This is a genomic window from Leisingera sp. (assembly GCF_034669605.1).
Classification (GTDB): domain Bacteria; phylum Pseudomonadota; class Alphaproteobacteria; order Rhodobacterales; family Rhodobacteraceae; genus Leisingera.
In genome coordinates this window covers 1-5,953 of record NZ_JAXMOX010000253.1, presented here as the reverse complement: position 1 = coordinate 5,953, position 5,953 = coordinate 1, and the positions used below count along the sequence as shown (strand labels likewise).

Sequence of the window (5,953 nt, the reverse complement as noted above, 5' to 3'; positions counted from 1 at the left end):
AGACTGTGGTGGACCAGGACGAATAGATCCGCCACGGCGCCACCATGGAAGCGATGCAGAAGCTGCGCCCGGCCTTCACCAAGGACGGGTCTGTCACTGCCGCCAATGCCTCGGGCCTGAACGACGGCGCTGCCGCCACCCTGCTGATGAGCGCCGATGAGGCCGAAAAGCGGGGCATCGAGCCGCTGGCCCGCATTGCGTCCTATGCCACTGCCGGACTGGACCCGTCGATCATGGGTGTCGGCCCGATCTATGCCTCGCGCAAGGCGCTGGAAAAGGCCGGCTGGTCGGTCGCCGACCTGGATCTGGTCGAAGCCAACGAAGCCTTTGCCGCCCAGGCCTGTGCGGTGAACAAGGACATGGGCTGGGATCCGTCGATCGTCAACGTGAACGGCGGCGCCATTGCCATCGGCCACCCGATCGGCGCTTCGGGCTGCCGGGTGCTGAACACGCTGCTGTTCGAAAAGAATCTCCCTGTGCATCGGCGGCGGCATGGGCGTTGCCCTCTGCGTGGAGCGCCCGTAAGTGGCGCAATAGTGCTGATATCGGAGGGCGCCCTGCCGGGGCGCCCTTTTTCTTTTACAATTCAGCGGTATCTCGCGGGTGCGACAATTTTTTTGCGGCAATGCAGAAATTTCATGACGCAATATTGTTGCGCAGGTGAAACCGAAACTGTAGCAAGATTACAAAGAAGTCAAACTGGAGGATTCTTGAATGGCACGTACTGCACTCGTCACCGGCGGTTCCCGCGGCATCGGCGCAGCAATCTCGCAGGCGCTGAAGGCGCAGGGCTGCAATGTGGCCGCGACCTATGCCGGCAATGACGAAGCCGCGGCAAAGTTCACCGACGAAACCGGCATCAAGACCTATAAATGGAATGTCGGCAGCTATGAGGAAAGCGCCGAAGGCATCGCCAAGGTCGAAGCGGAAGTGGGTCCGATCGACATCGTGGTCGCCAATGCCGGCATTACCCGCGACGCGCCGTTCCACAAGATGACGCCGCAGCAGTGGCAGGAAGTGATCGACACCAACCTGACTGGCGTGTTCAACACCGTGCACCCGGTCTGGCCCGGCATGCGCGAGCGCAAATTCGGCCGTGTGATCGTGATCTCCTCGATCAACGGCCAGAAGGGCCAGTTCGCGCAGGTGAACTATGCCGCGACCAAGGCGGGCGATCTGGGCATCGTGAAATCGCTGGCCCAGGAAGGGGCCCGCGCAGGCATCACCGCCAACGCGATCTGCCCCGGCTATATCGCCACTGAAATGGTGATGGCGGTTCCGGAAAAGGTCCGCGAGTCGATTATCGGCCAGATCCCGGCCGGCCGTCTGGGCGAGCCTGAAGAGATTGCCCGCTGCGTCGCCTTCCTGGCGTCTGACGACTCGGGCTTCATCAACGGTTCGACGATCTCGGCCAACGGCGCGCAGTTCTTCGTCTGATTCTTCGCTTCGGCGAAAACGGCAAGGGCCGGTCCTGATGGACCGGCCCTTTTCCTATCCCGTAAGTGCCTTTTCCTGAAAGCAGAGCGCGCTCAGGCCCAGCGGGAAACCTTGGGGCGGAGGGCTGGCAGGTGCCGTGCGCCGAACAGCCGGGCCCAGGCCAGTTTCAGCACGTGTTTCAGCACCTCACCGCGCTCAGTGTGGGCACGGGCCATGGCAGACTTCACGGCGGCATCAGCAGAGTATTCCAGCATCTTCGGCCTCCTATTCGGATCAGTATCCTTTACATGCATTCACTGTGACGACGTTCCGTCGAACGCGCAAACGAGACTTTGCAGTGGTTCAGTTAAGCTGTACTTATGTGAAATGCCTGACCGCCTGCCGCCTCTCACCGCCCTGCGCGCGTTTGATTCCGCCGCCCGGCACATGTCCTTTGCCAAGGCGGCGGAAGAACTGAATGTGACCCCCGCGGCGCTGTCGTTTCAGATCAAATCGCTGGAGGAGCATCTGGGCCGGCCGCTGTTCCGCCGCCTGAACCGCGCGGTGGAGCTGACGGAAGCCGGCAAGACACTGGCCCCCGGCGCAGCCGAAGGATTTGAAGCGCTGACCGCCGCCTGGCGCGCCGTGCGCCGTCTGCAGGACAACACCACGCTGACGGTGACCGCGGGACCGGCGCTGACCGCCAAGTGGCTGGCGCCGCGGCTCTATGAATTTGCCCGCAGCCACCCGGAGATCGACCTGCGCTTCTCGGCCACGCTGCGGCAAATGGATTTTGCCCGGGACGAGGTCGATGTGGCGATCCGCTTTGGCTATGGGCCGGACGAGGGGGTCTGGGCGATGCCCCTGCGCAAGGACTGGATGACCCCGGTGATGACGCCGGAGCTGGCCGAACGCTACCCGACCCCCGAAAGCCTGACCGAGGCGCCGCTGCTGTTTGACGAGTCGCTGAATTTCCTCGATCCGCCCTGTGACTGGCCGGTGTGGTTCCGCACCCAGGGGATCGATTTCACCCCCACCCATGGCGCTTGGTTTTCACAGGCCGACCATGCCATTGACGCGGCGCTGGCCGGGGTTGGCGTGGCGCTGGGGCGGCGGTCGATCATCGTGACGGACCTTCATGCGGGCCGGCTGGTGGCACCGTTCAAGACCGCGATTGAGACCAAGGCGCATTTCCGGTTCCTCTGTGCCCGCGGCACCGAAAACCGTCCCCAGATCGCCGCCTTCCGCGAGTGGTTTGTTGCCGAGATCGAAAAAACCGCCTACGTCTCGGAGGCTCTTGATATCATCCCCGTTGAGGACATCCCGCCGCCATGACCAGATCCCGCGCGACCGCCGTCGGCTTTGTCGCTGTTTTGCTGTGGTCGCTTCTGGCGTTGCTGACCGTCGGGTCGGAACCTGCGCCGCCGCTGCTGCTGAATGCGCTGTGTTTCACCCTCGGCGGCACGCTGGGCATGATCTGGACCGCCGCCACCGGCAAGCTGGGCCAGCTGCGCCATGTGCCCTTTCGGGTCTATCTCTTTGGCACGCTGGGGCTGTTCGGCTATCACGCGCTGTATTTCTCGGCGCTGCGGCTGGCGCCGGCCGCCGAAGCCGGGCTGATCGCCTATTTGTGGCCCTTGCTGATCGTGCTGTTTTCCGGCCTGCTGCCCGGCGAGCATCTGAAGGCGGGGCATCTGATCGGGGCCGGACTGGGCTTTGCCGGGGCGGCCACCATCATTTCCGGCGGCGGCGAAGGGTTTCAGGCGCAATATCTGCCCGGCTATGGCCTGGCGCTGCTGTGCGCGCTGACCTGGTCGGGATATTCGGTGCTGTCGCGGCTGGTGGGCGGGGCGCCGACCAGTTCGGTTGCGGTGTTCTGCCTGGCCACCGCCGTGGCCTCCTGGGGGCTGCATTTCGCACTTGAGGAGACCGTCTGGCCTGCGGGCACGCTGGGCTGGGGTTCAACCCTGCTGTTGGGCCTTGGTCCTGTCGGACTGGCGTTTTATGTCTGGGACATCGGCGTCAAACAGGGCGACATTCAGATGCTTGGCACCAGCAGTTACGCCGCGCCGCTGTTGTCGACGCTGATCCTGGTGCTGGCGGGCATTGCCGCCGCCTCCTGGGGGCTGGCGCTGGCGGCGGCGCTGATCACAGGCGGGGCGCTGATTGCGGCAAGGGCCAGTTCGGCAAGCTGACCCCGCAATCCTGATCCGGTATTCCTGATCCGGCATTCCTGCTGCCGCAAAATGAAAAGAGGGCCGCCGCGCCGGGCAGGCCCTCCGAACCGTGTTGCCGGGATGCGTCCCGGCGGAAACTCCTCAGACCAGTTCAGTCGTCAGACGCTCAATCTCTTCCTTCAGCTTGAGCTTTTGCTTTTTCATTGATGCGATTTCCAGACCGTCGGTACTGGGCGATCGTTGGGCCTGTTCCACTTCCATGCTCAGATGCTCGTGCTTCTTCTTAAGTTCGGTCAGATGCGAGCTAAGGCTCATGGCAACCCTCCTTCTTAGAGCTAGATGTGTTCAACATCAAAGAGTGGACCACAAGTTTCCACGTCTGTCACGCCGCAGCCGCAGTATTTTTGTCATGAAATTTTCATATCAGCCATGCGCCGCGCATTTTGCCGCAGGCGGCATCGCATTCCGGCAGAAACCTGCTGATAAACATGTCTCATAAGTTGAATGCGGCTGGCTTGCCCCCTATATTCGCGGCGCTGCAAAATCGCTGTCAGACCGGCCAGGGCAACGCCGCACCCTCGCGCAGAACCGCCCGGATTTGCGGCTGGTAGCTGTCTGCGTCCCGCTCATGCCGGGCACCCTGATGCAGAATCAGCGGCGCATGCAGCCGGAAACCGGCCCGCCCGCCCTTGCGCGCGCGCAGGATCACCAGCTCAGCCGCCCGCCCTGCGCGCGGCGCCAGCGGCAACACCTCGACCGAGCCAAGACCGCCGCTGCAGGCCGCCAGCATATCCGGCAGCCGGTCGGCGCGCTGGATCATGTGCAGGTATCCTTTCGGCGCCAGCCGCCGGGCGGCGGTTGCGATCCAGTCCGCCAGCGGCGTGCCCTCCCCCAGCGCGACCTGCCTGCCGGCATCCCGCGCCCGGCTGTGGGCGCCCGGTTTGTAATACGGCGGATTGGCAACGACGTGATGGAACTGGCGCTGTTTCAGGACCTCTGGCAGTGCCGATAAATCGGCCTCGAACACCTCGATCGCCTGATCGTTTTCGGCAGCATTGCACCGGGCCAGCTCCGCGTAAGACGGCTGCAGCTCCACCCCCGCCAGCTGCAGGTCCGGCACCCGCGCAGCGAGGCACAGCAAGGCCTGTCCGGCACCGCAGCCCAGCTCCAGGACCGCCTCGCCCGGCCTGGCCGGGACCGCCGCTGCCAGCAGCACTGGATCAACTCCCGCACGGTATCCCTTGACCGGCTGCCACAGCCGCACCCTGCCGCCAAGAAAACCGTTGCAGCTCAGCGCGTCTTTCGCAAAGGCGTTCATCGGCCCAGGGGAATTTGATTGTCGCGCATCACTTCCAGCGCGTCGTCGTAATCATCCGCCCGCACCATCAGGCGGCGCGGGAAAATTCCGATACCGCCTTCCAGGACGCTCATATTTACGTCCATTTGAAAGCAGTCTATATCCTCACCCTCAAGAAGGGCGGAGGCAAAGGCCATGATCGTCGGATCGGTGCTGCGCAGAAGCTCTTTCATAGGATTGGATCTAAGGGCAAGGCCCCGGCCTTGTCGAGCCTTGCGAGCGGGAAAGTGATGGACCAAGTGATGACCAGAAAGCCGCATGAGATGCTGGCCGCCACGCTGAGCCAGGAACTGGACGCGGTGAATGTGCTGATCCGCAAGCGGATGGCGTCGGAACATGCGCCGCGCATCCCCGAAGTGACGGCGCATCTGGTTGAGGCCGGCGGCAAGCGCCTGCGGCCGATGCTGACGCTGGCAGCCGCGAAGATGTGCGGCTACCAGGGCGATCACCATCTGAAACTGGCCGCGACGGTGGAATTCATCCATACCGCCACCCTGCTGCATGACGATGTGGTGGATGAGAGCGCCCAGCGGCGCGGGCGCCCGACCGCGAATCTGCTCTGGGACAACAAAAGCTCGGTGCTGGTCGGCGACTACCTGTTTGCCCGCAGTTTCCAGCTGATGGTCGAGACCGGGTCGCTGCGGGTGCTGGACATCCTTGCCAACGCTTCGGCCACGATTGCCGAGGGCGAAGTGCTGCAGATGACCGCGGCCTCGAACCTGAAGACCGGCGAAGACATCTATCTGCAGGTGGTGCGCGGCAAGACCGCGGCGCTGTTCTCGGCCGCGACCGAGGTCGGCGGGGTGATTGCCGGGGCTTCTGAAGAGCAGGTGAAGGCGTTGTTCGATTACGGCGACGCGCTGGGGGTCGCCTTTCGGATCGCCGATGACCTTTTGGACTATCAGGGCGACAGCAAGGCCACCGGCAAGAACGTCGGTGACGATTTCCGCGAGCGCAAACTGACCTTGCCGGTGATCAAGGCAGTGGCGCAGGCGACGGAGGA

Annotated in this window: 8 protein-coding genes and 1 pseudogene; 5 read left to right on the top strand and 4 right to left on the bottom strand. The window is 63.6% G+C overall.

Annotation, left to right across the window (positions count from 1 at the left end; all coding sequences use genetic code 11):
* A pseudogene (locus VOI29_RS21960) lies at positions 1-525 on the top strand (acetyl-CoA C-acetyltransferase); the annotation flags it as partial.
* 189 nt (positions 526-714) lie between these two features.
* Positions 715-1,437, top strand: coding sequence for an acetoacetyl-CoA reductase (gene phbB, locus VOI29_RS21955; RefSeq protein ID WP_323783691.1), 723 nt, complete (start codon positions 715-717; stop codon positions 1,435-1,437).
* 92 nt (positions 1,438-1,529) lie between these two features.
* On the opposite strand, the gene VOI29_RS21950 is transcribed toward phbB, so the two are convergent.
* Positions 1,530-1,691, bottom strand: coding sequence for a hypothetical protein (locus VOI29_RS21950; RefSeq protein WP_323783689.1), 162 nt, complete (start codon positions 1,689-1,691; stop codon positions 1,530-1,532).
* A 112-nt stretch (positions 1,692-1,803) separates the two neighbouring features.
* Here VOI29_RS21950 and VOI29_RS21945 point away from each other — a divergent pair, with 112 nt between their 5' ends.
* Entirely contained in the window at positions 1,804-2,751 is a 948-nt protein-coding gene (locus tag VOI29_RS21945; protein ID WP_323783687.1) for a transcriptional regulator GcvA, read from the top strand.
* Positions 2,748-3,611: a DMT family transporter gene (locus VOI29_RS21940; RefSeq protein ID WP_323783685.1), complete on the top strand. Its 864-nt coding sequence runs from the start codon at positions 2,748-2,750 to the stop codon at positions 3,609-3,611. Before VOI29_RS21945 ends, VOI29_RS21940 begins: the two co-directional genes overlap by 4 nt.
* Before the next feature lie 123 nt (positions 3,612-3,734).
* Here VOI29_RS21940 and VOI29_RS21935 read toward each other — a convergent pair whose 3' ends face one another.
* The 3 genes from VOI29_RS21935 to VOI29_RS21925 form a co-directional block, all read right to left on the bottom strand.
* Entirely contained in the window at positions 3,735-3,908 is a 174-nt protein-coding gene (locus VOI29_RS21935; protein ID WP_024088941.1) for a YdcH family protein, read from the bottom strand.
* 235 nt (positions 3,909-4,143) lie between these two features.
* Positions 4,144-4,911, bottom strand: a complete 768-nt coding sequence (locus VOI29_RS21930) for a tRNA1(Val) (adenine(37)-N6)-methyltransferase (RefSeq protein WP_323783682.1) — start codon at positions 4,909-4,911, stop codon at positions 4,144-4,146.
* The gene (locus VOI29_RS21925; RefSeq protein WP_323783680.1) at positions 4,908-5,123 is read right to left on the bottom strand and encodes a DUF2007 domain-containing protein; all 216 of its coding nucleotides are present in this window, start codon (positions 5,121-5,123) and stop codon (positions 4,908-4,910) included. Before VOI29_RS21925 ends, VOI29_RS21930 begins: the two co-directional genes overlap by 4 nt.
* Before the next feature lie 57 nt (positions 5,124-5,180).
* Between VOI29_RS21925 and VOI29_RS21920 the strand changes: the two genes are divergently transcribed.
* Positions 5,181-5,953 (top strand): polyprenyl synthetase family protein (locus VOI29_RS21920; RefSeq protein ID WP_323783678.1); only part of this gene is annotated, 773 nt, incomplete at its 3' end.